General features: G+C 68.3%; 22 protein-coding genes. 15 read left to right on the top strand and 7 right to left on the bottom strand.

Annotated features, from left to right (window positions below; all coding sequences use genetic code 11):
* The first annotated feature begins 151 nt into the window (after nt 1-151).
* Genes KR541_RS17965 through KR541_RS17995 form a run of 7 tightly spaced genes read left to right on the top strand, consistent with a single transcriptional unit; the run spans nt 152 to nt 6,979 of the window.
* Nucleotides 152-1,234 carry an ABC transporter ATP-binding protein gene (locus KR541_RS17965; protein WP_089489048.1) on the top strand — a complete coding sequence of 361 codons (1,083 nt, stop codon included), beginning with the start codon at nt 152-154 and terminating at the stop codon, nt 1,232-1,234.
* Nucleotides 1,235-2,215 carry an ABC transporter permease gene (locus KR541_RS17970; protein ID WP_050014438.1) on the top strand — a complete coding sequence of 327 codons (981 nt, stop codon included), beginning with the start codon at nt 1,235-1,237 and terminating at the stop codon, nt 2,213-2,215.
* On the top strand, nt 2,212-3,006 hold the full coding sequence (locus tag KR541_RS17975; protein WP_050014437.1) for an ABC transporter permease: 795 nt from the start codon (nt 2,212-2,214) through the stop codon (nt 3,004-3,006). The genes KR541_RS17970 and KR541_RS17975 overlap by 4 nt, the downstream gene beginning before the upstream one ends.
* Nucleotides 3,006-3,353, top strand: coding sequence for a (2Fe-2S)-binding protein (locus KR541_RS17980; protein WP_089489047.1), 348 nt, complete (start codon nt 3,006-3,008; stop codon nt 3,351-3,353). The genes KR541_RS17975 and KR541_RS17980 overlap by 1 nt, the downstream gene beginning before the upstream one ends.
* A complete protein-coding gene (locus KR541_RS17985) occupies nt 3,350-4,792 on the top strand; it encodes an FAD/NAD(P)-dependent oxidoreductase (protein WP_216089693.1) in 1,443 nt (480 codons plus the stop codon). The genes KR541_RS17980 and KR541_RS17985 overlap by 4 nt, the downstream gene beginning before the upstream one ends.
* A complete protein-coding gene (locus KR541_RS17990; protein WP_124554455.1) occupies nt 4,785-5,936 on the top strand; it encodes an NAD(P)/FAD-dependent oxidoreductase in 1,152 nt (383 codons plus the stop codon). Before KR541_RS17985 ends, KR541_RS17990 begins: the two co-directional genes overlap by 8 nt.
* Complete coding sequence (locus KR541_RS17995; protein WP_124554454.1) at nt 5,933-6,979, top strand: ABC transporter substrate-binding protein; 1,047 nt, start codon at nt 5,933-5,935, stop codon at nt 6,977-6,979. Before KR541_RS17990 ends, KR541_RS17995 begins: the two co-directional genes overlap by 4 nt.
* Before the next feature lie 148 nt (nt 6,980-7,127).
* Here KR541_RS17995 and KR541_RS18000 read toward each other — a convergent pair whose 3' ends face one another.
* Both KR541_RS18000 and KR541_RS18010 read right to left on the bottom strand, forming a co-directional pair.
* Nucleotides 7,128-8,288 (bottom strand): hypothetical protein, encoded by a 1,161-nt coding sequence (locus KR541_RS18000; RefSeq protein ID WP_252996665.1) that lies wholly within the window; start codon nt 8,286-8,288, stop codon nt 7,128-7,130.
* Between the two features lie 17 nt (nt 8,289-8,305).
* A complete protein-coding gene (locus KR541_RS18010; protein WP_080334285.1) occupies nt 8,306-8,488 on the bottom strand; it encodes a PAAR domain-containing protein in 183 nt (60 codons plus the stop codon).
* A gap of 235 nt (nt 8,489-8,723) precedes the next feature.
* Here KR541_RS18010 and KR541_RS18015 point away from each other — a divergent pair, with 235 nt between their 5' ends.
* A complete protein-coding gene (locus KR541_RS18015) occupies nt 8,724-10,061 on the top strand; it encodes an MFS transporter (protein ID WP_050014430.1) in 1,338 nt (445 codons plus the stop codon).
* Between the two features lie 119 nt (nt 10,062-10,180).
* On the opposite strand, the gene KR541_RS18020 is transcribed toward KR541_RS18015, so the two are convergent.
* On the bottom strand, nt 10,181-11,191 hold the full coding sequence (locus KR541_RS18020) for a 3-hydroxybutyryl-CoA dehydrogenase (RefSeq protein WP_050014429.1): 1,011 nt from the start codon (nt 11,189-11,191) through the stop codon (nt 10,181-10,183).
* Nucleotides 11,188-12,294 (bottom strand): NAD/NADP-dependent octopine/nopaline dehydrogenase family protein, encoded by a 1,107-nt coding sequence (locus tag KR541_RS18025; protein ID WP_050014428.1) that lies wholly within the window; start codon nt 12,292-12,294, stop codon nt 11,188-11,190. Before KR541_RS18025 ends, KR541_RS18020 begins: the two co-directional genes overlap by 4 nt.
* 149 nt (nt 12,295-12,443) lie before the next feature.
* On the opposite strand from KR541_RS18025, the gene KR541_RS18030 reads away from it, so the two are divergent.
* Together KR541_RS18030 and KR541_RS18035 are read left to right on the top strand one after the other, a co-directional pair.
* Nucleotides 12,444-13,418 carry an AraC family transcriptional regulator gene (locus tag KR541_RS18030; RefSeq protein ID WP_050014427.1) on the top strand — a complete coding sequence of 325 codons (975 nt, stop codon included), beginning with the start codon at nt 12,444-12,446 and terminating at the stop codon, nt 13,416-13,418.
* Nucleotides 13,415-14,446: a LysR family transcriptional regulator gene (locus tag KR541_RS18035; protein WP_050014426.1), complete on the top strand. Its 1,032-nt coding sequence runs from the start codon at nt 13,415-13,417 to the stop codon at nt 14,444-14,446. Before KR541_RS18030 ends, KR541_RS18035 begins: the two co-directional genes overlap by 4 nt.
* Before the next feature lie 38 nt (nt 14,447-14,484).
* Here the strand turns inward: KR541_RS18035 and KR541_RS18040 are convergent, their stop codons facing one another.
* Nucleotides 14,485-15,603, bottom strand: coding sequence for a porin (locus tag KR541_RS18040; RefSeq protein WP_089489041.1), 1,119 nt, complete (start codon nt 15,601-15,603; stop codon nt 14,485-14,487).
* A 410-nt stretch (nt 15,604-16,013) separates the two neighbouring features.
* On the opposite strand from KR541_RS18040, the gene KR541_RS18045 reads away from it, so the two are divergent.
* Both KR541_RS18045 and KR541_RS18050 read left to right on the top strand, forming a co-directional pair.
* A complete protein-coding gene (locus KR541_RS18045; RefSeq protein ID WP_050014423.1) occupies nt 16,014-17,417 on the top strand; it encodes a spinster family MFS transporter in 1,404 nt (467 codons plus the stop codon).
* Between the two features lie 215 nt (nt 17,418-17,632).
* The gene (locus tag KR541_RS18050; RefSeq protein ID WP_050014422.1) at nt 17,633-18,610 is read left to right on the top strand and encodes a PDR/VanB family oxidoreductase; all 978 of its coding nucleotides are present in this window, start codon (nt 17,633-17,635) and stop codon (nt 18,608-18,610) included.
* A 115-nt stretch (nt 18,611-18,725) separates the two neighbouring features.
* Here the strand turns inward: KR541_RS18050 and KR541_RS18055 are convergent, their stop codons facing one another.
* A complete protein-coding gene (locus KR541_RS18055) occupies nt 18,726-19,643 on the bottom strand; it encodes a LysR family transcriptional regulator (RefSeq protein ID WP_050014513.1) in 918 nt (305 codons plus the stop codon).
* Nucleotides 19,644-19,783: 140 nt separating this feature from the next.
* On the opposite strand from KR541_RS18055, the gene KR541_RS18060 reads away from it, so the two are divergent.
* The 3 genes from KR541_RS18060 to KR541_RS18070 all read left to right on the top strand — a co-directional run bounded on the left by KR541_RS18060 (nt 19,784) and on the right by KR541_RS18070 (nt 22,133).
* Nucleotides 19,784-21,067, top strand: coding sequence for an aromatic ring-hydroxylating oxygenase subunit alpha (locus tag KR541_RS18060; RefSeq protein ID WP_216089694.1), 1,284 nt, complete (start codon nt 19,784-19,786; stop codon nt 21,065-21,067).
* Nucleotides 21,064-21,567, top strand: coding sequence for an aromatic-ring-hydroxylating dioxygenase subunit beta (locus tag KR541_RS18065; RefSeq protein WP_089489037.1), 504 nt, complete (start codon nt 21,064-21,066; stop codon nt 21,565-21,567). Before KR541_RS18060 ends, KR541_RS18065 begins: the two co-directional genes overlap by 4 nt.
* 179 nt (nt 21,568-21,746) lie before the next feature.
* The gene (locus KR541_RS18070) at nt 21,747-22,133 is read left to right on the top strand and encodes a tautomerase family protein (RefSeq protein ID WP_050014418.1); all 387 of its coding nucleotides are present in this window, start codon (nt 21,747-21,749) and stop codon (nt 22,131-22,133) included.
* Between the two features lie 50 nt (nt 22,134-22,183).
* Here the strand turns inward: KR541_RS18070 and KR541_RS18075 are convergent, their stop codons facing one another.
* On the bottom strand, nt 22,184-23,731 hold the full coding sequence (locus KR541_RS18075) for a sensor histidine kinase (protein ID WP_050014416.1): 1,548 nt from the start codon (nt 23,729-23,731) through the stop codon (nt 22,184-22,186).
* Nucleotides 23,732-23,743 lie beyond the last annotated feature (12 nt).

A 23,743-nucleotide genomic window follows, 5' to 3' on the forward strand; every position in this document is an offset into this window, starting at 1 on the left:
GCAGGCGATTTTCGCATTCGTTCCATTCAATGGAATTTTTCAGAAATTCATCCCGTTCAGCAGAATTCGAAATTGACGCTCCCAAATATGGCTGGCTAGAGTCCGCGTCATCGGCGCACCGGCCATGCGGTGTGCGAACCCGGAGCTCCCCATGTCGTTTCTCACGCTTACGGATCTGACGAAAACCTTCGGCGAACTCACCGCCGTCGCGGACGTCAACCTGTCGGTCGAACAAGGCGAATTCGTGTCGCTGCTCGGGCCGTCCGGCTGCGGCAAGACCACCACGCTGCAGATGATCGCCGGCTTCGTCGACGTCACGCGCGGCCGCATCGCGCTCGACGGGCAGGACATCACGCACCTGAAGCCGAACCGCCGTGGGCTCGGCATCGTGTTCCAGAGCTATGCGCTGTTTCCGCACATGAGCGTCGCGGAGAACGTCGGCTTCGGCCTCGACATGCGCGGCGTCGACAAGGCCGAGCGCACGGAGCGCATCCGCGCGGCGCTCGCGCTCGTGCGCCTCGACGCGCTCGCACACCGCTTTCCGCGCGAGCTGTCGGGCGGCCAACGGCAGCGCGTGGCGATCGCGCGTGCGGTCGTGATCGAGCCGCCGGTGCTGCTGCTCGACGAACCGATGTCGAACCTCGACGCGAAGCTGCGCGAGGACATGCAGTTCGAGCTGCGCGCGATCCAGCGCAAGATCGGCACGACGACGATCATGGTCACGCATGATCAGTCGGAAGCGCTGTCGATCAGCGACCGCGTGGTCGTGATGGAAGCCGGCCGCATCACGCAGACCGATACGCCGTACCGCGCGTACGAACGCCCGGAGAATCATTTCGTGTCGCAGTTCATCGGCAAGGCGAACCTGCTGCCCGGTACGATCGTCGCACACGACGGCGACGCGATCCGCATCGACCTCGGACACGATCTCGCCGAGACCGGCCGCACCGCGCACCTGCCGCCGCGCGAACGCGACGTGCGCGTGGGCGACGCGGTGTCGGTCTGCATCCGCCCCGAGAAGCTGCGGCTGTGCGCGCCCGACGCCGGCCGCTTCGCCGCGACCGTCACGAGCCGATTCTTCCTCGGCAGTCAGTGGCTCTACCGCGTCGACAGCGCGCTCGGCGAAGTGCTCGTGTGCTGCCAGAACGAAGGCGCGGAGCCGCTCGAGGAAGGCGCGCCGGTCGGCATCGACTGGCACAGCGATGCCGTGCGCGTGATGCGCCGGGAGGCCTGAATGGGACAGCCTTCCCGCCCGCTCTCGACCGACGGCGCGCCGGCCGGGCTCGCGGCCGCCCCGGCCGCCGCCGATGCGGTATCGCTCCGCACCGTCGGCGGTAACGCGCCGCGTGCGAGCTGGCGCGCCCACGCGCCGCTGTGGCTGATGTGCGCGCCGGCCTTCGCGCTGTTCGCCGCGCTCGTGCTCGCGCCGCTCGCGATGACGTTCGTGCTGACGTTCTACCGGTTCGACCCGGCCACCGGCCCGATCGCCGCGTTCCAGTTCGGCAACTACGCGGAAGTGCTCGGCTCGTCGTACTTCCACACGATCTTCGCGCGCACGTTCGGCATCGCCGCGCTGACGACCGCGATCTGCGTCGCGATCGGCACGCCGGAAGCGTACGTGCTGTCGAAGATGCGCGACCCGTGGCGTTCGCTGTTCCTGCTCGCGATCCTCGCGCCGCTGCTCGTGTCGGTGGTCGTGCGCGCGTTCGGCTGGAGCATGCTGCTGAACACGAGCGGCCTCGTGAACCAGGCGCTCGGGCTCGTCGGGCTCGGGCCGTACAAGCTCGAATACACGACGTTCGCGATCGTGGTCGCGCTGGTGCACGTGATGCTGCCGTTCATGGTGATTCCCGTGTGGACCGCGCTGCAGCGGCTCGATCCGCAGACCGAACACGCGGCACTGTCGCTCGGCGCGTCGCCGTTCACGACGCTGCGCCGCATCGTCGTGCCGCAACTGATGCCCGGCGTGCTGTCGGGCAGCCTGATGGTGTTCGGGCTGTCGGCGAGCGCGTTCGCGATTCCGGGCCTGCTCGGCGGACGCCGGCTGAAGGTCGCGGCCACGGCCGTCTACGACGAATTCCTCGGCTCGCTGAACTGGCCGCTCGGCGCGACGATCGCGGTGCTGCTGCTCGCCGCGAACCTCGTCGTGATGCTCACCTACTACCGCGTGCTCGAACGCCGCTACGCGCGCAGCCTCGGAGGCGCATCGCGATGAGAAAGAACGGCCCCTTCGCCCTTGCCTTCCACACGCTCGTGATCCTGTTCGTGCTCGCGCCGCTCGCGATCGTCGTGCTGGTCGCGTTCACGCCCAGCGAAACGCTGACGCTGCCGACCCGCGGCGTGTCGCTGCGCTGGTTCCGCGCGATCCTCGACTATCCCGACTTCGTCACCGCGTTCGTCAACAGCGTGAAGCTCGCGTTCGCGTCGGCAACACTGTCGCTCGCGATCGCGTTGCCGGCCGGCCTCGCGATCGGCCGCGCGACGTTTCCCGGCCGCGCATTCCTGAACGGGCTGCTGCTGTCGCCGCTCGTGATTCCCGGTCTCGTGCTCGGCATCGCGCTGCTGCGCTTCTTCGCGCTGATCGGCGCGACCGGCTCGTTCGCGTGGCTGGTGCTCGCGCACATGATCGTCATCACGCCGTTCGTGATGCGGCTCGTGCTCGCGTCCGTCGCGGGCCTCGACCGCAGCATCGAGCAGGCCGCGTGCTCGCTCGGCGCGGACCCGTGGACGACGTTCCGCCGGATCACGCTGCCGATGATCGTGCCGGGCATCACCGGCGGCTGGCTGCTCGCGTTCATCAACAGCTTCGACGAGCTGACGATGTCGATCTTCGTCACGTCGCCGCAGACGGTCACGCTGCCCGTACGCATGTACATGTACGCGACCGAATCGATCGATCCGATGATGGCGTCGGTATCGGCGCTCGTCATCTTCATCACCGCCGGCGCGATGCTGCTGCTCGATCGCGTGTACGGCCTGAACCGCATCCTGATCGGCCAACATTGATGACGACTCCCGTTTCCCGTTCCCCCGGCATCGCGGACGACGGCGCGCAGTTCGTGCGCGTCGCCGAACGCGAGCGCGCCGCCGTCGCGTTCATGCTCGACGGCCGGCCTGCGCACGCGCTTGCCGGCGACACCGTGCTCACCGCGATCCTCGTCGCGCAGCGCCGCGTGCGTACCAGCGAATTCAGCGGCCTGCCGCGCGCGGGCTTCTGCCTGATCGGCGCATGCCAGGATTGCTGGGTGCGCACCGAAGCCGGCGCACGCGTGCGCGCGTGCTCGACGCCGATCGCCGACGGCATGCGGATTCTCACGGCCGCCCGGCCGGCCGCGACCGGAGACGCATCGTGAGCGCCGCACTGCAACCGGTGATCGTCGGCGCGGGGCCGGCCGGCGTGCGCGCGGCCGAGGCACTCGTCGACGCCGGGCTGCGCCCGGTCGTGATCGACGAGAACGCGCGCTGGGGCGGACAGATCTATCGTCAACCGCCGGCCGACGCCGCGTTCGTGCGCGGCAAGCGCACGCTGTACGGCTTCGAGGCCGCGAAGGCCGACGCGGTGCACCGGACGATGGCCGCGCTGCTGCCGCACATCGACTATCGGCCGAACACGCTGGCGTGGTCGTGCGGCGCGGGCCGCGTCGACACGCTGCAGGACGGCCGCGAAGTGACGGTGCCGTACTCGCACCTGATCGTCGCGAGCGGCGCGACCGACCGCATGCTGCCCGTGCCCGGCTGGACGCTCGCGGGCGTCTATACGCTCGGCGGCGCGCAGGTCGCGCTGAAGGCGCAGGGCTGCGCGATCGGCCGACGCATCGTGTTCGCGGGCACCGGGCCGCTGCTTTACCTCGTCGCTTACCAGTATGCGAAGGCCGGCGCACACGTCGCGGCCGTACTCGACACGAGCCCGCTGCGCCGCCAGGCCGCCGCCGCGCCCGCGCTGCTGCGCATGCCGTCGATCTTCGCGAAAGGGCTCTACTACAACGGCTGGCTGCGTGCGCATGGTGTCGCGATCGAAACGGGCGTCACGTTCGAACGCGTGCTCGGCGACCAGCACGTGACGGGGATCGCATGGCGCGCCGCCGGAGACGACGCGCAGCCCACGCCACCGCGCGTGCTCGACTGCGATGCGCTCGGCCTCGGCTTCGGCCTGCGCGCCGAAACGCAGCTCGCCGATCTCGCCGGCTGCCGGTTCGAATTCGACCCGCTCAATCGCGCGTGGGTGCCCGAACGCGACGCGGCCGGTCGCACGTCGGTACGTGGCGTCTACGTCGCCGGCGACGGCGCGGGCATCGCAGGCGCCGACGCGGCCGAAGCGTCGGGCCGGCGTGCGGCGCTCGCGCTACTCGACGATGCCGGCGTCGCATCGCGCTCGCCGCCCGGCCAGCCCGACGCGGCGGCGCTCGAGCGCACGCTCGCCCGCATCGGCGCATTCCGCGCGGGCCTCGGGGCGGCGTTCGCGCTGCCGGCCGAACAGGTTGCCCGCTGCCCCGACGACACGATCGTGTGCCGCTGCGAGGAGATCGACGCGGGCACGCTGCGCCGCTGCGTGCGCGAAGGCGCGGCGACCGAATTGAACCGGCTGAAGGCGCTGACCCGCGTCGGCATGGGCCGCTGCCAGGGCCGCATGTGCGGCGACGCGGCCGCGCTCGTGCTGGCCGCCGAAACCGGCCGGCCGCTCGCCGACGTCGGGCGGTTGCGTGCGCAACCACCCGTGAAGCCGTTCCCGATCTCGGCCGCGCTCGCGGGCGACGACGTCGCGGCGATTCCCGACGAGGCGCGCGATGAGTGAGATCCGGCATTACGACGTCGCGATCGTCGGCGGCGGCCTCGTCGGCGCGTCGGCCGCGCTCGCGCTGACGCGGCGCGGACTGCGCGTCGGGCTGTTCGAGCGGCGCGACTGCGGCGCGCAGGCGAGCGGCGTGAACTACGGCGGCGTGCGCTGCCAGGGCCGCCCGGCCGAGCAATTGCCGCTCGCGCTGCGGGCGCGGCGCATCTGGAATCACCTGCCCGAACTGATCGGCATCGACGGCGAATTCGTCGTGTCCGGCCACTTGCGGCTCGCGCGCAGCGATGCCGATCTCGACGCGCTCGACGCATACGCCGTGCTCGCCGGCGAACACGGCTTGCCGCTGCAGGTAATGCGCGGCGACGCGTTCCGCCGCCGCTACCCGTGGCTCGGCCGCGCGGCGCTCGGCGGCTCGCTGTGCGAGACCGACGGCCATGCGAACCCGCGCCTCGTGTCGCCCGCGTTCGCGCGCGCGGCCCGCGCAGCGGGCGCGGACGTGTTCGAGCACACGCCTGTCGACGCGGTTCATCACGATGGCGCACGTTTTCACTTGCAGGCGGGCGGTCGCGCGCACACCGCGACGTGGCTGATCAATTCGGCCGGCGCATGGGCGAACACGATCGCCGAACGCTTTGGCGAGGCCGTACCGATGGAGCCGATCTACCCGAACATGTGGGTGACCGAGCCGCTACCGCCGTTCATCGCGCACAACCTCGGCGTGTATGGCGGCGGCGTGTACGCCCGCCAGGTCGCGCGCGGCAACTGCGTGATCGGCGGCGGCCGCGGCCGCGGCGACGGCGAGTTCGGCCAGCCGTCGGTCGACACGACGCGCGCGGTGATGCGCGACGCCTGCGCATTGCTGCCCGCATTGCGCGACGCGCTGCTGATCCGCACGTGGAGCGGCGTCGAAGGCTGTACGCCCGACCACAACCCGATCATCGGCGCGAGCCGTACCACGCCGAACCTGCTGCATGCGTTCGGCTTTTCCGGCGGCGGCTTCCTGCTCGCGCCGGGCGTCGGCGACGTGCTCGCCGATCTCGTCACCACCGGCGAAACCGCCACGCCACTCGATGCATTCTCGATCGGCCGCTTCTTCCCCCAAGCCATGCCGGCCGCCCCTTTCCGTCAAGAGGAAACACAAAGATGAAACTGCTCGGAACGATCGCGGCCGCCGCCGCCCTCTGCATCGCAGGCGTCGGCGCGCCTGCGTACGCGCAAACGAAGACGATCTACGTCGGCATGAACGGCGGGCCGATGGAAAAGGCCTATACGAGCCAGGTGCTGCCCGACTTCGAGAAGGCGAACAACGTAAAGGTGGTGATCGTGCCCGGCACGTCGTCGGACGTGCTCGCGAAGCTGCTCGCGAACCGCAACAAGCCGCAGATCCACGTCGCGTTCCTCGACGACGGCGTGATGGCGCGCGCGGTGAGCCTTGGCGTGTGCCAGAAGCTCGACGATTCGCCGGTGCTGAAGGAGCTCTATCCGTTCGCGCGGATGAAGGACGACGTCGGCGCGGGCGTGCAGCTCGGGATGACCGGCATCGCCTACAACAAGAAGCTGTTCGCCGAGAAAGGCTGGGCGCCGCCGACGTCGTGGATGGATTTCGCCGACCCGAAATACAAGGGCAAGGTCGTGTTCCAGTCGGCGTCGAGCAGCACGTTCGGGCTGCACGGCTTCCTCGCGATCAACCGGCTGCTCGGCGGCAACGAGCAGAACGTCGAGCCCGGCTTCGGCAAGTGGGCGAGCACGGTCGGGCCGAACGTCGTCGAGTACATCCCGAACTCGGCGAAGATCTCGGAGATGGTGCAGACCGGCGAGGCCGGCCTGTTCCCGCTGACGCCGACCGGCGTCGGCGACCTGCAGGACAAGGGCATCCCGGTCGCGTATGCGAACCCGAAGGAAGGTCCGGTGCTGCTGCTCGTCGACCTGTGCGTGGTCGCGAACAATCCCGACCCGCAACTCGCGCAGAAGCTCGCTCAGTTCCTGCTGTCCGCGCCCGCGCAGACGAAGGCGGCCGAGGCCGGCAAGCAGATCCCGACCAACCGTCTCGCGAAGATGCCGGCCGCGATGCAGCAGAGTCTCGGCAACGTCGACGACCTGGTGCGCAAGGTGACGGTGGTCGACTGGACCGCGATCAACGCGCGCCGTGCGCAGTGGGATACGCGGTGGAACCGGCAGATCGAGCGGTAACGGGGGACGGCGTACGGGCGACGTGGCGCTGAGCGCGCCATGCCACGTCGCATGAAGGCCAGAATCGATACACCGGGATGCGGGCGGGGACGTCCCGCAACGCGAGATTGTTGTCGGAAGCCCCGCCGCCCGTGCTGCAATTTTCAGGTCAGCCTTCCTTCATCCACTCCGGCTCCACATATTCCTTTACCCACATCCACTGACCCGGCTCAAACAAGTTCGTGTATTGCTTCCGTTCCGCTTGCTCCCGAGGGGTCAGCGTGCGGACATCGGGGAATTCATGTCCCTTCCGGATCATATGAATATCCGAACTGGAAGTCTTCGTGTATCCCTGCCAGATCCCCGTTTCAGGACACAGCATCCCCGTACACAGATTCATCAACCCGTATTTGTGGCGCTTCGCTTGTTGCTCTTCCAAGCGGCGCTGTTCGCGTTCCTCCGGTGTCAAAATCCTGTATATGCGGCTTATCTCAACTATCCACAGTCGCTGCGGAAAAGATCCATCCACCGGGTTGATGTAACCAAGATCGACATCGATAGGAAATTTGCTACCCGGAACATCCTTTGATCGGTAACGAAAAGACTGCAAATTGGGAGCGTCGGGAGTGCGCCCCATTATTTCATTCCCGTACTCACGATTTCCATCCCCGTCAACCCAATAGTCCTCTAGTTGGAGGAGAGATTTGATTTCCGTATCAGGCAGATTGGCAACCCTTGCGTCAACGACAATTCTTACCCCAGCCGGAACGATTTTCACTTTATCGCGATCCTCACTGTAGTCCTCCGGATCGTCGCCAGTGGAAAATTCAATCTTCGTCCCGCGCAGCGCACGATTTTTGTATTTATAAAGAAACCCTTTTGCAGGAGGGTGCGTCCACGTCGTGTAGTTTGTCCCAAAGATAATATTCTTCGGATCGTACGGCGCATCATCGCGCAGGATTGCCATTGCTGTTTTAAGGATGGTGCGCAGTGCGACGCGCTGCTCTTCGTCGGTCGCCTGCATCCCTCCCCCAATGGCGTCAAGTGAAGCATCGTATCCTCCTGTGCATGTACCGGGGTTGCGCACGAAAGCACGATCAGGGCGGTCCCAATAGGCTTGCACCACTTCCGCACACGCATAAGCATCTTCTTCATGTAACTGGCTCCGGTATCCCTCTTCGAAACTCACCATCTTCGCCGCCGTTTCCGGTGACACTCTCAACAGCTTGCACACCTCGGCCTGTGCGATCGGCACATCGGGTTTCATATAGGCTCCGCCCGTCTGATTTTGCATGTGCGAAATCATCCAGTAATAATTGAAAATCAACATGCGATGTAGCCCCGCCATCACACGCGTGTCATCTGGGATAACGGAAAAACACCGCCGCATTTCCGACAAAGAACACTATGGCCGTCAAGCGCCACGCCGACTCCGAGATGTTTCAGGTCGTTCGCGCATTCGATGACTTCGCCACCATGATCGGTGGCGTCTCCCAGGCGAACCATTTCGTGGCCTTGTGCATTCTTCATCAGCGATCTCACATCTCACGTGGATCGAGATTGATAATGTGGAAATGCTGTGTCGCCTATAGGATGAATACGATTTTTCCGGTCCTGATCGCACGGCTGGTACGCACCCATCATTTGCCGGAGTGATGACACTCCCCTTTTTCTGCGGATTTGACCGGGGCCGGCGGGGCCGACAACACTAGCCCGCAGTGCCGCACAAGACGGCACGCGCCTGCCTCCCCCTTCAGAGTCCGCCATGTACCCGACCGACACCGTGCAATCCCCGAGCGCCGCCCGGCCGCTCGCCGACCGGCAACTACGCCGGATCGTCATCGCCTCCGTCGCCGGCAACGCGATGGAATGGTATGACTTCTTCGTGTACGGCACGGCCGCGGCGCTCGTGTTCGGCCACGTGTTCTTTCCGCCCGGCGCATCGCCGCTCGCCGGCAGTCTCGCCGCGTTCGCGGCGTTCGCGCTCGGCTTCGTCGCGCGGCCGCTCGGCGGGATCGTGTTCGGCCACGTCGGCGATCGCTACGGGCGCAAGGCGTCGCTCGTATGGACGCTGCTGATCATGGGTGCGTCGACGTTCGCGATCGGCCTGCTGCCGACCTATGCGCAGGTCGGCCTGTGGGCGCCGGCCGCACTCGTCGTGCTGCGCCTGCTGCAGGGCATCGCGTCCGGCGGAGAATGGGGCGGCGGCGTGCTGATGATCAGCGAGAACGCGCCGCCCGAGCAGCGCGGCTACTACGCGGCGTGGAGCCAGCTCGGCGTGGGCGGCGGCTTCGTGCTGTCGTCGGCCGCGTTTCTCGCCGCGCAGGCGCTGCCGGACGACGCGTTCCGCACGTGGGGCTGGCGGCTGCCGTTCCTCGCGAGCATCGCGATCTTCGCGATCGGCATCTATATCCGCCGCCATCTGCCGGAAAGCCGCGACTTCGAGCAGGCCGGCAAGCGCGGCGCACACACGCACTTGCCGATCGTCGAGTGCATCCGCCGTCATCCGAAGGAAATCCTGCTCGCGATGGGGCTGCGCGTGGCCGAGAACGGCGGCGCGTACATCTTCCTCGCGTTCTCGCTCGTCTATGGAAAATACGTCGGGATTCCGAACGGCACGATGCTGACCGGCGTGATGATCGCGATGATCGTCGAGATGGGCGCGATGCTCGCATGGGGCCGGCTGTCCGACCGGATCGGCCGCAAGCCCGTGTACCTGATCGGCGCGCTGAGTCTCGTCGCATGCGCGTTTCCGTTCTTCTGGCTGCTCGACACGCGCGTGACGCCGCTCGTGTGGCTCGCGCTGACGGTCGGCACGGCGGTGAGCCACGGCGCGATGATCGGCACGCTGCCGGCACTCGTCGGCGAACTGTTCAGCACCGAAGTGCGCTACTCGGGCGTCGCGCTCGGTCATGAGGTCGCGTCGATCTTCGCGGGCGGGATGTCGCCGCTGATTGCGACCGCGCTGCTCGCGCGCTATCACGCGTCGTGGCCCGTGTCGCTGTTCCTCATTGCGCTCGGCCTCGTCACGGTCGCGACGCTGTGCGTGATGCGCGAGACGCGTGCCGTGCCGGCAGCCGGCACGCGCGGCGACACGGCATGAGCGCGCGGCCCGCGCCGGCCGCCGCACCCGCGTTGCCGGTGGGCGATTGGCGCACCGGTCCACGGCGCCACGTGCGCGCTTGCGCGGCGCCGCAAGCGCACGCAGCCGCAACGTCCAGGCTACGCGTCCCGGCCGCGCCGCGCGCTGTCGAACGCCGGCGCCAGCCCGAGATGGTCGAGCAGCCGCGAGAATTCGCCGAGCCGCTGGCGCATGTACGCGGGCACGTCGACCGCCGCATAGTCGTGGAAGCCGGCGCCCGTGCGCACGCCGTCGCGCCCGGTTTCCATGTTGCGCACGACGCTCGCGGCCGGCGCGAAGCGCGGGCCGATCTCGCCGGCCAGGTACTGCGACGCGTAGTACAGGATGTCGCAGCCGCCCCAGTCGATGAATTCGAGCAGCCCGAGCACCGCGAAGCGCGGACCGAAGCCGGTGCGGATCGCGATATCGATGTCCTCGGCGCTGGCCACGCCTTCCTCGACCATCCGCGCGGCCTCGTTCATCGCGAGCGCCTGAATGCGCGGCACGATGTAGCCGGGCGCCGGCCCGCAGATCACCGGCTTCTTGCCCACGCGTTCGAGCAGCGCTGCGACGGTGTCGACAACGGCCTGATCGGTCGCGTCGCTGCGGCTGACCTCGACGAGCGGCATCAGCAGCGCGGGATTCAGCCAGTGTGCGTTCAGCATTCGTGCCGGGTGCGCAACGTGGCGCTGCAATTCGGTGACGACGAACGTCGACGTGGTCGACGCGATCGTTGCGTGCGCATCGACGTGTTCGCCGAGCCACCGCAGCGCGTCGACCTTTGCATCGAGCACTTCGGGCAGTGCTTCGAACACGATATCGGCATCGCGCACCGCGTCGGCCGCGCCGTCCCGCGCCACCAGTGCGATGCGCGCGACGACGGCGTCGGCCTGTGCGGCATCGATGCGGCCGAGCGCGAGCTGCGCATGCAGCGGCCGGGCGATCTCGTCGCGCGTGCGCGCGTCGAACGCGCGACGGCCAGCCGCATCGCGCGGCTTGAAGTCGATCAGCGTCACGTCGAGGCCGGCAAACGCGAACACGAGCGCGATGCCCTGCCCCATCCGTCCCGCGCCGAGCACGTGGATGCGCGTCACATCGTCGGCCGCCTTCATGCCGCGTACCCCGCATCGACCAGCGCGCGCAGCGCGTCCTTCGACAGCGCCGCGAGCCCGAGCCGCTCCAGCGTGCGGCCCTCCGCATACAGGTCGCGCCCCGCGACCGCGCTCGCGATGCTCAGCAGCCCCTGCGCGACGGGCGTCGGCACGCCGGCCCAGCGCCCGCACGACACGATGAACGACAGCCCGAGCCGGGTATCCTCGAGCATGTAGCGATGCGTGCGCAGATCGATCTTCTCGCGCCAGTCGCCGCTATCGGTCAGCTTGCCGTGCGCGCCGCGCCCGTACATCCACTCGTCGCCGTCGATCGCGTAGTGATCGGCGAGCGGGAAATGCGGCGCGCGATAGCCGAGCGCTTCGCGCACCGCGATGCGTTCGGCATCGAGCGCGTTCGTCACGCGGCGGATCGACGGCTGCGTGCCTTCGTTGTGGATGTCCCACGCGTCGAAGTGTTCGAGCGGTCCGGCGTTCATCAGGATCAGCGGCGGATGGATCACCGGGCCCGCATTCATCAGCGCGCCGGACAACGCATCCTCGACCGGCTCGACCGACGGATAGCCGGCGCGCAACACGTCGAACGCCCAGCCGGCTGCATTCACCGGCCACACGCCGGTCGGCAGGCGCGTCGCGTACGCGCTGATCACGACGTCGTTGTCGCGATACTTGCGCACCAGGTACGGCAGCGTGCCCGTTTCGGCGAACGCGACGCGCGAACGGTTGCCGGCATCGGCCGCCGCGCGGGCGAACACGGCGCTGCCGAACGTGCCGGGCGGCAGGAACACGACCTGGCCGTCCTCCAGCAGCGGCGCGACCTGCGCGGCAAGCGCGTCGTGCGACGTGGCCGGCAACGGCACCACGACGAGTTGCGCGCCGTGCAGCGCGGCGGCCAGATCGTCGGTCAGGCGGATCGCGCCCGGCGCATCGCCGAGCGGCACCGCGCGCTTGCCGCGATAGTCGGTGACGTTCAACACGCCAAGCGCGCGCAGCCGCGCGTGCGGCTCGCGATCGCGCCGCCACCACGTCACGTCGTGACCTTTTTCGAGCAGGTCGATGGCCGCCGCATGGCAGCCGTGGCCGCCGCCCAGAACACATACCTTCATCGTCTTCTCCTGGTGATCGAGTACGCCCGAGACTACGCGGCCGCCTGCGCCGCGTCGCTTCAAAACACGCAACGACGCGCCCGTTCGCGCAACGCATTCGCGACGCTGCGCAAGCCGACGCGCCCCTGCATCCGCTACGAGGTCTATCAATGGACATCGCCCTTTCCCGCCATGCACCGAACCGGCTCGGCACGCTGCACGCCCCCGACGAAGTCGAACGCGCGGTCGCGCATCGGCTCGGACCGCACCGGATGGCCGCGTCCGGCCGCGATCCGTTTCGCGCGGAGCTGTACGAGGTGCCACTGCATCACGGCGCGCTGCTCGAACTCAGCTACGGACGCGAAACGCGCATCGAGTTCGGCGAAGACGCCGATCACTTCCTGTTCCGGCTGACGCTCGCCGGTGCGTGCGAGCTGCAGGCCGGCAACGTCGTCGCGTACGCCGGCCCCGGCGCGCTGACCGTGTCGTCGCCCGCGCTCGCGAGCCGCCTGCGCACGAGCCCCGATTGCCGCAATCTCGTGCTGCGGCTCGAACGCGGCGCGCTCGAACGCAAGCTGCAGGACATGCTTCGCGCGCCGCTCGCGCGCCCGCTGCAATTCGACGTGGCGGCCGGCGGCGCCGGCACGGGCGCCGCGCTCGTGCTGCCGACCTTCGAGTACCTGTGCCGGATCGGCGCGCAGCCGGGCATCGGCATCGCGTCGCCGGTGTTCGGCACCGACCTCACCGCGTGGCTGATGTCGCTGCTGCTCACGCACCTGCCGCATTCGTACAGCGACACGCTGCTGCGCGGCACGCCGCCGCTGCCGGCCCATGTGCGGCGTGCGTGCGCTCACGTCGATGCGCACCTCGACGAACCGCTCGCGCTCGCCGCGCTGGCGGCCGTCGCGGGCGTCGCGCCGCGCACGCTGCAGCATGCATTCCGCGCGTTCCTGCACACCACGCCGGCCGCGTACGTGCGCGAGCGCCGGCTCGCCGCCGTGCACGCGGCGCTGCAACGCGGCGACGCGCGCAGCGTGACCGACGTGCTGCTCGCGCACGGCATCCATGGCTTCGGCCATTTCGCGAAGGCGTATGCGCGGCGTTACGGCCACGCGCCTTCCGTCACCGCGAGGCAAGCTCGATGACGCACTCCGCCCCCGGTCGGCCGACGGCCCGCCCCGAACCCGCGCCGCACGACAGCGACGCCGCCGACGGCCTGCGTGTGCAGGATCTCGATCTCAACCTGTTGAAGACGTTTCGCGCGGTGTATGAAGAGCGGCACGTCGGCCGCGCGGCGCTGCGGCTCGGCGTCACGCAGCCGTCCGTCAGCTATGCACTCGGCCGGCTGCGGCTGATGTTTCGCGACGCGCTGTTCGTGCGCACCGGCACCGGCGTCGAGCCGACCCCGCGCGCGCAACGGCTCGCGATCTCGGTCGACAAGGCGCTCGCGATCCTGCAGCACGTGCTCGACGAAGGCTCGCGCTTCACGCCCGACAGCACGCAGCGCGTGTTCCGTCTGCACATGAGCGATTTCGCGGCGAGCGCGTTCCTGCCGACGCTGCTCGCCGCATTCGACCGGCGTGCGCCGGGCGCGGTGATCGAGACGCTGCACGTCGACGAGTGCCAGCTCAACGTCGCGCTCGAATCCGGGCGCATCGACTTCGCGCTCGGGCATTTCGCCGATGCGTCGAGCCACTTCCAGCGCACCGCGCTGCTGCACGAGCGCTGCGTGCTGTTGATGCCGCGCCGCACCGCCCAACGCGTCGGGCTGCCTGACGATTTCGTGCTCGACGGCACGGCGCCCGACGCGCTGCGCTTCGTCGCGGTCACGTCGCATCGGCAGTCGATGCAACTGCTCGAACGGCACGAACTGATGCCGCGCGTGCGCGCCGCGCTGCCCGATTTCATGGTGGTGCCCGCGTTGCTGCAGGACGGCGATTACGCGCTGATCCTGCCGGAGACGATCGCGATCACGTTCGCGGCGCGCCAGCCGTGCGTGCTGTACGAGATCGCCGGCGCCGGCGAATGGGCCGTCAACGCGTACTGGCATCGGCGCTTCGATGCGGACCCCGGCCATCGCTGGCTGCGTGCGCTGCTGCTCGAACTGTTCAATATCGGCGAGCAGGCGCCGTTCGATGCATGGCTCGCGCCGCAGCCGCCTGCTTGCGCGTAGCGGCTCGAGCGAGCATGGGCACGGGCCCGCCGGCACGCTCAGAACGACGTGAGGATGCCCGCGACGAGCGAACTCGCGGTCGCGCCCAGCTTCGCCACCGCGACGCCGCCGCCCGCCGCGCCGTTGACGACGAAGCGCGCATGCGCGCCGTTGCGCACCATCGCGGCGCCCGTGTACAGCACCGTGCGCTTCGACAGCGGATAGTCGAAGCGGATGCCGTACGAATCGGCGTTGCCGTCGCTGTCGGCGACCTTCCGGTAATGGCCGACACTCAGCAGCAGCGACGCGCGCCCGATCGGCACCGTCGCGCTGAGCTCCATGATGTCGCTGTGCGGATACGCGCTCTGGCTGTCGATCGCGGTCGCGACGTCGGGACCGCCGCGATGGCGCAGGTACAGCGCGGCCACCTTCACGACGCTGAAGTCGTACGAAATCGCGCCGAGCGTGTAGTTGCTGTTCGCGGCCGTGCTCGCGGCACCGAGCGTCGATGCGGCGACCGGGCTGAACTTCTGCTGCATGATGTCGACGTCGACCGACAATCCGCCGCGCACGTAGTTGATGCCGGCGCCATACGTATCGCCGAGCGTCGCCGGCTGCCCGGCCGCGCCGTTGGCGCCGCGCGCGGCCATCGCGCGCAACAGGAAGCCCGCGTAGCGCGGCGACGTGTAGCGCATCGAGTTGCGCACGCGCAGGAATGCGGGCCCGACGAAGTTGTTGGTCGCGTTGCCCCATGCGAGCCCCGCGCCGAGCCCGGGCAGGCTGTATGTGACGAGTGTCGTATGCAGGATCGTGTAGAGCTCGCCGAACTGCACGCCGCCGAACGGCCCCGTGATGCCGACCCACGCTTCGCGGCCGAACAGCGCGCTGCTGTTCGACAATGCGCCGCTCGCCGCGTTGAAGCCGTCCTCGAGCTTGAAGATCGTCGCGTAGCCGCCGCCGAGATCCTCGACGCCCTTCAGCCCCCACTGCGACGCCCACAGGTTGCCGCTGCCCATGCGCGTCACGTGGTTCGGCCCGGCGTTCGCGTATTCGATCGCGGTGTCGATGCGGCCGTAGAGCGTCACGCTCGATTGCGCGACGGCAGGCAGCGCGTTGCACGCGAGCAGCGCGGCGAGCGGTACGGCAAGCCGGAAGGCTCGCCCGTTCGAATGGTTCATCTGCGTCGTCCCGTAGAAGTTGCGGCGCCTGTCGGCATCGCGCCGCTTGATGTGAAGCGCGTTCGCTTTCGGATGCGAACGCTGCCGATCAAAACCGGCCCGAGTCTAGGAACGACAATTTCGGACGTCGACGCAATGCGCTCTATAACGCTTATAGACGCGCCGCATGACGCGCACGGGCCCCGCCGCGCGCGCGCTGCGCGGCGGCCCGCGCGCACGGCCTCGGTGTTTTCTTTATCCGGGTCGGTAAATATCCGTGTGGCGCGGCTGTCACTCCGGCTATGGCGGCCGAATTTGGCCGACTACGCTGCGTCACCGATCGTGTCATCCGCACGCTTTCGCGCCGCGACGGCGCCCGGCCCGCGAGGCCGATGCCGCGCTTTTCCACCGCCCGCTCCTGGAGAACCCGCATGTCCGCATCCACGGCCCGCGCTGCCGACGGCAAGCGCTATACGTACGAATGGTATGTCGTCGTCATCTGCATGCTCGCGTACGTCTTTTCGTTCGTCGACCGCCAGGTCCTCGTGCTGATGATCGAACCGATCAAGCGCGACCTGCACCTGTCCGATACGCAGTTCAGCCTGCTCAACGGCTTCGCGTTTTCGCTGTTCTATGCGGTGATGGGGCTGCCCGTCGCGTATCTCGCCGACCGCTATGCGCGCCCGCGCATCATCTCGCTCGGCATCGCGCTGTGGAGCATCGCGACCGCCGCGTGCGGGCTCAGCCAGCACTTCGTGCAGATGTTCGTTGCGCGGATGGGCGTCGGCGTCGGCGAGGCCGCGCTGTCCCCCGGCGCGTATTCGATGCTCGCCGACTACTTCCCGAAGGAGAAGCTCGGCCGCGCGATCGCCGTGTATTCGCTCGGCTCGTTCATCGGCGGCGGCATCGCGTTCCTGATCGGCGGCTACGTGATCGCGCTGCTCAAGCATGCGAGCGCATTCACGCTGCCGGTGGTCGGGCAGGTGCATGCGTGGCAGGTCACGTTCCTGATCGTCGGGCTGCCGGGCATCCTCGTCGCGCTGCTGTTCGCCGCGACCGTGCGCGACCCGCAGCGCAAGGGGCTCGCGCAGGATCGCTCGGGCGCCGTGCGGCGCGTGTCGATGCGCGATTCGCTGCGCTTCGTCGGCATGCACCGCGCGACCTTCTCGTGCCACTATCTCGGCTTCTCGTTCTACGCGATGACGCTGTATTGCCTGCTGAGCTGGACGCCCGCGTTCTATATCCGCCGCTTCGGAATGACGGCCGTCGAAGCCGGCTACACGCTCGGCATCGTGCTGCTGGTCGCGAACACGGCCGGCGTGTTCTGCGGCGGCTGGCTCAACGACTGGCTGCTGCGGCGCGGCCGCGGCGATGCGCCGATGCGCGCCGGCGCGATCGGCGCCGCCTGCATGGTGATTCCCGCGACGCTGTTCACGCAGCTCGACAGCCTGCCGGCGTCGCTCGCGATGCTGGTCGTCGCGATGTTCTTCGCGTCGTTCCCGATGCCGACGTCGACCGCCGCGATGCAGACGCTCGCGCCGAACCAGATGCGTGCGCAGATCTCCGCGCTGTTCCTGCTCGTGTCGAACCTGATCGCGCTCGGGATCGGCACGACCGTCGTCGCGCTGTTTACCGATCGCGTGTTCGGCGCGCCGGCCGCGGTCGGGCACTCGATGTCGATCGTCAACGTCGCGGCGGCGACGCTCGCCGCGCTGCTGCTCGCCGTCGGCTGCCGCCACTATCGCCGCAGCCTCGAGCGCGAACGCAGCCACGCGTCGGCATCGGCTTCGGCTGATGCTGCCGTCGACGGCGGTAACGCGATTGCCGCCCGCTGAGGTCGCGCGGTTCACCGATCGCGTGGTCGGCGCACCGGCCGCGCGATTGCCGCACCGCTGACCGGCGACGATCCATACGCCCACCATCATCCATCCCGCTTATTCCGGCATCGATTTTTAATCGATTTGATTTATGCGATGCCCGTCCCTATTCTCGATCGCATGACGGCGCGGGGCTCCGCCGCGCCGCGTTTCTCTACCCCACGGAATTTCCCATGCAAGCGAACCGCCACCAGGTCCGGATCGACACACTGATCGACGCGGCGCAGGACATCCGCTGTTTCCGGGTCTCGCGCGTCGACGGCCAGCCGTTCGACGCGTACGAACCGGGCGCCCATATCGACGTCACCGCGCCATCCGGCATCACGCGGCAATATTCGCTGTGCGGCAACCCCGACGAGCGCGGCAGCTATCTGTTCGCGGTGAAGAAGGAAGCGCAGTCGCGCGGCGGCTCGCGTTCGCTGCACGACGACGTGAGCGTCGGCGCCGAATTGTGGATCGGCACGCCGCGCAACCTGTTTCGTCTGACCGATGACGCGAGCGAGCACGTGCTGATCGCGGCCGGCATCGGCATCACGCCGCTGCTGTCGATGGCGTATGCGCTGCACCAGCGCGGCGCGCGTTATCGACTGCACTATTTCGCGCGCAGCCGCGACCATGCGGCGTTCGTCGACGAACTGTCGGCCGAACCGTTCGCGTCGCACGTGACGTTCCATTACGGTGTCGAGCCCGATGCGCTCGCGGCCGAACTCGGCCGCTGCATCGAGTCGATTGATCTGGAAGCGCATGTCTATACGTGCGGCCCCGGGCCGTTCATGGATGCCGTTGTCGCAGCCGCGGCCAAGCGAATCCCGGAAGACGCGATTCATCTCGAACGCTTCGCGGCGGAACCCTCCGCGACGGTCACTGCGGATGCCGCTCCAGCGGAAGGCTTCGAAGTGCGCCTGCAACGCAGCGGCCAATCGGTGCGCGTCGCGCCCGATACGTCGATCGTCGACGCACTCGCGAAGATCGGCATCGAGGTCGATACGTCATGCGGCGAAGGCGTGTGCGGCACCTGCATGGTGCCCGTCATCGACGGCGAACCCGATCATCGCGATCACTGCCTCAGCAAGGCCGAGCGCGCGAGCAACACGGTGATCTGCTGCTGCGTGTCGCGCGCGCGCTCGGCGGTGCTCGTACTCGATCTCTGATGCGCCGAACGCGCCACCGTATTGCCGCGCCGATCTGCTGATCGACTCATGTAAAGATGCGCGGCCGACGGACACTCCGCCACCGCGGTTGCGTCGGGCACGAGCCGCCCGACCGTCATTCGTCGAAACGCTCGACGATCTCGGCGAGCAGCGCGCGCATCCACGCATTGCCCTCGTCCTCGTGAAAGTGCTCGTGCCAATGCATCGTCACCGGCGCGGGCGGCAGCGTGACCGGCAGCGCATACAGGCGGAACGCGTTGTCGCGGTTCAGGATCTGCGCGAGCCGCTTCGGCAGCGTCGCATACAGATCGGTGACCGACAGCACGCTCGGCAGCGCGACGAAGTGCGGCACCTCCAGCGCGATGTTGCGGCCCACGCCCTGCGCGCGCAACGCGTCGTCGAGCGCGTGGTGGCTGTGCTCGACCGATTTCACGTTGACGTGCGCGGCGCGCACGAACTGCTCGAGACTCAGCGCGGCGGCCGTCGGCAGCCCGCGCCGGCGCCCCGTCATGCACACGTAGGTTTCCTCGAACAGCACCTGGTGGCGCGTGCGCGGCATCAGCTCAGGCAGGTTGCCGATCGCGAAATCGAGCCGGCTCGCGCGCAGCGCCTCCTCGATCTCCTCCACCGGCAGCGGCTGCACGCTCAACGTCACGCGCGGCGCGCGCTCGCGCAGCGCCTGGCAGATCGCCGGCAGGTACGCCATCTCGCCCGCATCCGACAGCGACACCCGGAACGTGCGCGTGCTGGTGGCCGGATCGAAGCGCTCCGCATAGCGCAGCGCGACGCGCACCATGTCGAGCGCCTTGCCGACGATGCCCGCGAGTTCGAGCGCGACCGGCGTCGGCTGCATGCCCGAGCGCGTGCGCACGAACAGCGGATCGTCGAACAGCGTGCGCAGCCGGCCGAGCGAATAGCTGACGGCCGGCTGCGACAGCGCGAGCCGCTCGCCGGCCTTCGTCAGGCTGCGTTCCTCGACGATCGCCTGGAATACGCGCAACAGGTTCAGATCGAGATGATCGACCGACGTCATCGTGACCTCCATCATTTGCCACATTTATTTGATTATCAATTTTAGATCAATTTGACCGATATGCGGCAGAAGACGAGACTGGTCTCCGGACGCTGCGCCCAGCGCGGCCCGATTTTCGCGACTCTTTCCCCACGACGACGATGAGCGACATTCCCTACCAGACGATCGACACCCGCGCGTTGCATGGTCTCGCGCAGCCCGACCGCATCGCGCCCGCGATGTATCACGATCCCGCGCTGTTCGAAGCCGAGCTCGAGCGCATCTTCTACCGCACCTGGATCTGGGTCGCGCACGACAGCGAACTGCCGAACCCGGGCGACTTCGTCACGACGACGATCGGCCGCCAGCCGGTAATCGTCGTGCGCGACAAGACCGGCGAGGTGAACGTGCTGCAGAACCGCTGCCGCCATCGCGGCGCGACCGTGTGCGAATCGCACAAGGGCAACGCGAAGGGCTTCACGTGCCCGTATCACAGCTGGTCGTACGCGCTCGACGGCACGCTGCGCGCGCTGCCGTACGGCGACGGCTACGAAGGCGTGTGCGAGAAAGGCGACCTGCCGCTCGTGAAGCTGCGCGTCGGCGTGTACCAGGGGCTGATCTTCGCGAGCTTCAACGATGACATCGAACCGCTCGAGGATTTCCTCGGCGGCGCGAAGCCGTGGATCGACCTGTTCGTGAAACAGGGCGCCGGCTACCCGATCAAGGCGAACGGCGAGCACAAGTTCAAGTTCAAGGGCAACTGGAAGATCCAGCTCGAGAACACGACCGACCTCTATCACTTCCCGGTCGTGCACAAGTCGTGGATGAAGTCGATCGACGACGAGACGGCCGCCGCGATCACGAGCTTCATGACGAGCGAGCACGCGTTCTGCCGCGCGCTCGGCAACGGCCACAGCCTCGCGGTGCTGATGCCCGAGCTGATCGATCTCGACGATGACGACGGCGCACCGCTGGCCGAACGCTTCGCGCCGCTCGCGGCGAAACTCGCCGAACGTCACTCGCCCGACGAAGTGCGCCGCATCGTGCGCTCGCTGATGGGCGTCGGCTTCAACCTGAACCTGTTCCCGAACCTCGCGCTGTCGATGGCCTTCTTCCGCGTGCTGCGGCCGATCTCCGCGAACGAAACCGAGATCCGCCACGTCGCGCTCGCGATGGACGGCGGCCCCGACGAAGCGAACCGCGAGCGGCTGCGCATTCACGAGCACTTCCAGGGCCCGTTCGGCTTCGGCAGCCCCGACGATGCGGAAGCGTGGGAGCGCGTGCAGCGCGGCGCGCAGGCGGGGCCCGACGTGCCGATCCTGGTCAACCGCGGGCTGAACCGCGAGACGACCGCCGCGAACGGCGAAAAGACCGCGCATGCGACCGACGAGACCGGCATGCGCGAAGCCTACCGGCAATGGCGCAACATGATGGAGCAGCAATGATGGACGACCGCAACGCCCTCTTTTCCGAGCAGACCTTCGCCCGCGCGGTCGAATTCGTGTGGCGCGAAGCCGAGATGCTCGACCGCCGCGACTATCGCGCGTGGCTCGACCTGTGGGACCCGACCGGCCACTACGTGGTGCCGATCGATCCCGACGCGACCGATTTCGCGGCGACGCTGAACTACGTGTTCGACGACCAGGACATGCGCGAGAAGCGCGTGCAGCGGATGGTGTCCGGCTATTCGGCGTCGGCCACCGACGCGGCGCGCACGGTGCGCACCGTATCGCGCTTCACGCTGGAAAGCGGCAGCGCCGATACCGTCGAGCTGAAATCGGCGCAGGTGGTGGTCGCATACAAGCGCGGCGTCGCGACGCTGTTCGCGGCCGACGTCACGCACAAGCTGCACGTCGATGCCGAAGGCGAGATGCGGATTGCGGAGAAGGTCGTGCGCCTGATCGACTCGACCGAAGCGCTCAGCGCGATCGGCTTCCTGCTGTAAGCCGCGACCGGTTCACCGTCGCCAGCGCAATGGTGAGCCGGGCACCTTCACCTGTGAACGGCTGCCGGTTCGCCGTCGCCCGCGCAAAGGTGAACCGGTCACCTTCACCTTTCAGCGGCGACCGCTTCGCCGTCGCTCGCGCAACGGTGAGCCAGTCACCTTCACCTTTCCGGACGACCATGCCCACACTCGAAGTTTTCCTGCCGGCCGGCCATGACGACGCGCGCAAGGCCGAGCTGATCGCGCGCCTCAGCCACGCGACCGTCGACGCGATCGGCGCACCGCTCGAATCCGTGCGCGTACTGCTCACCGAACTGCCCGCGACGCATATCGGCCTCGGCGGCCGCAGCGCCGCGGACGGCGCGCCGCCGTCGCTGCCGGTGATCGTCGCGATCCTGATCGCCGGGCGCACCGACGCACAGAAGCGCGCGCTGATCGCCGCGCTGTCCGATGCGGGCGCGAACGTGCTCGACGCGCCGCTGCAGGCGACGCGCGTGATCATCAAGGACATTCCGAACACCGACTTCGGCATTGGCGGCCAGACCGCGCGGGCGCTGGGGCGCTGACCATGCGTCGCGCGTCGCCGCCCCGCCACAATGCGCCGACGCGGTTGCGCTCACCCGTCGGCGAGCGGCAGCGTCACGCGGCAGTCGAGCCCGCCGCCCGCGGCCGGGCTCGCGGCGATCCGCCCGCCGTGGCGCGTGACGATGCTCTTGCACAGCGACAACCCGATCCCGTTGCCGCCCGCCTTCGACGACGAGAAGCCGTCGAACAGCCGGTCGTGCGCGCCGGCGTCGACGCCCGGGCCATTGTCGATCGCACGCAACTCCGCATGGCCGGCCACGTTCGCGGTGCCGAGCGTCAGCGTGCGCGGCGCGCGCTCGCAACTGGCGAACGCCTCGATCGCATTGAACGCGAGATTCAGGATCACCTGCCCGATCAGCACGCGCTCGCAGCGGATCGGCAGCGGCGCGTCGGCCTGCACGATCGCGACCGTCACGCCGGCCTCCTTCGCGCGCAGCTCGATGAAGTACGCGACGTCCGCGAGAATGTCGCGCAGGTCGGCGCGCGCGACGACCGGCTCGCGCTTCACGATGAATTCGCGCACGCTCTTGATGATCAGCGCCGCATGCTCGGCCTGCCGATCCGCGCTGCGCAGCCCCCAGATCGCGTCGTCGACGGCGCCGTTGCCGTTCAGCCGCCGCACCGCGCCTTCGATGAAATTGCGCACGGCCGCGAGCGGCTGGCTCAGTTCGTGCGCGATCACGGTCGCCATCTCGCCCATCGCGTTGTAGCGGCCCGCGTATTCGAGCATCCGCGCCTCGGCGCGCCGCGCGTCCTCGATCGCGACTTCGTCGCTCACGTCGCGAAACTGCACGAGCAGCCCGTCGAGATCGCCTTCGATCTCGACCTGCCGGCACAGGATGCGCAGCCAGCAGGCGGAGCCGTCGCGCCGCACGATCCGGTAGCGCTGCGGCGCGGACGGGCATGCGGACGGCGCGTCGCGCAACTGCGCGACGAGCCGGTCGCGATCGGCCGCCGAGCAGTAGTCGAGCACCTCGCCGAGCGGCTCGTCGGGCGCGAGCCCCAGCACGCGGCGGCCCGACTCGCTGATGAACTGCACGCCGCCGTGCGGCGTCACGACCGCGATCCCTTCGTCGAGATCCTGCATGAACTCGCGCAGCCGCGCCTCGTAGCGGCGCAACTGCTGGCGGACCGCCTCTTCCGCGCTGATGTCGCGGAACTGCACCATCACGACGTCGCGCCCGCGCAGCGGCACGTAGGTCGCGGTGGCCTCGGACAGCATGTCGACCCCCGTGCGCGAGCGATAGCACCATTCGTACACCTGCGGGCCGTCGACGAGTGCACGATCCCACGCGCTCACCGCGATCTCGCGCCGGTACTTCGGCTCGGGGCGCGTCATGTCCGGCGCCTTCAGCGGCAGCAATTCCTCGACGGAAAAGCCGAGCGCGATGCACGCGGCGCGATTCGCCCACACGATCGCCCGGGTGCGCGCGTCGTGCAGCAGCACGCACGTGGTCAGCGCGTCGAGCAGCCGGTGGAAATCGTCTTCGTCGGGAAAACTCATGATCGGATTCGGAGGAAGGCGCGCGGCATCGCGCGGCCGGAAACCCAACATAGCACCGGCGCGCGCCGATCGCATCTGAAGATTTCT

It is taken from the genome of Burkholderia sola (genome assembly GCF_905400185.1).
Taxonomy (GTDB): Bacteria; Pseudomonadota; Gammaproteobacteria; order Burkholderiales; family Burkholderiaceae; genus Burkholderia; species Burkholderia sola.